At 44.3% G+C, this 959-nt stretch carries 1 protein-coding gene; it reads right to left on the reverse strand.

The window, feature by feature from the left end:
- The coding region (locus F1E73_RS17090) for a peptidoglycan-binding protein LysM (RefSeq protein WP_150452672.1) at positions 1-462 on the reverse strand (462 nt) is incomplete at its 3' end.
- Between the last annotated feature and the right edge of the window lie 497 nt (positions 463-959).

The following is a 959-nucleotide window of genomic DNA, read 5'->3' on the forward strand; positions in this document are numbered from 1 at the left end:
TTTCTCCGCTGGAATCTCATAGTTGAAATCGATCGTTAATTCACTCCCCAGGTCGGCATCGCCTACCAAGGTCTGCTCTTTATCAGACAATACTACAGTTTGCTTTGCTCCACCCATAGTTCCTCCGGTGGCTTGGATGGTAAGTACGTCTACAGGTATTTTATTAGCGCCATCCTTAAAGTCCTTTCCACCGGCCTTTACCGTTACGTTAAAGTTCTTGGTAGAGGTCACGATTAAAGCACTTTCTTGGGTTTTGGCAGGCAGCCCGTTGTTGTAGTGTTCGGCGGTAGTATATTCAAAGTTTACGACTCCATTATTAGCGACACTGGAAGCATCGATGGAAATCACATCAGCTAATGTGATGTTTACTGTAGTAGTTGCCTCTTCTTGCGCTTGCGCCTGGTTAGTTCCGAATACGAATGCTACAAGAGCGAAGGCTGCGATGATTATTGAATTTTTCATGGTTTTTTTGATTTAGGGATTATTATTTTTCTTAACCCTTTGTTTAAAAGGACACGGCAAAGATACCAGGGACCTGTAGTTACCTCTGTAGTAGATAAAGGAAAGGCGTGTAGTAAATTAACCACAAGCAAAGGCTTCAGAAATCAACACAACCCTTGATGCCAGCAACTTACATCACCCTCCAAGTGCAGATTTACAACATTCCGGTTCAAACACCGACATGTCATAAACTAAAAGGATTCCCAAGACTGCCGTATCTGCAACCAAGGGAATCCCTAAATTCATCTTTATTACAATAAGTCTTACAACGCCGTACCGGTATAGGTAACAGTTTGTTTGTACGCACCCGCTGGTTTTCCTAAGATATCAGAGGAAGAAGATTTTGCTGCAGAGGACCGAACGGAAAATGCAACGACTTGCATTTGCAGCGAGGGGCCAGTTGGCGCGTTGGCCTTCGATGCAGCTGCCTCCAAAAAACATAGGGCGTACCGCCCTAA

Source organism: Arenibacter lacus (assembly GCF_008711145.1).
In the GTDB taxonomy this organism is placed as follows: Bacteria; Bacteroidota; Bacteroidia; order Flavobacteriales; family Flavobacteriaceae; genus Arenibacter; species Arenibacter amylolyticus.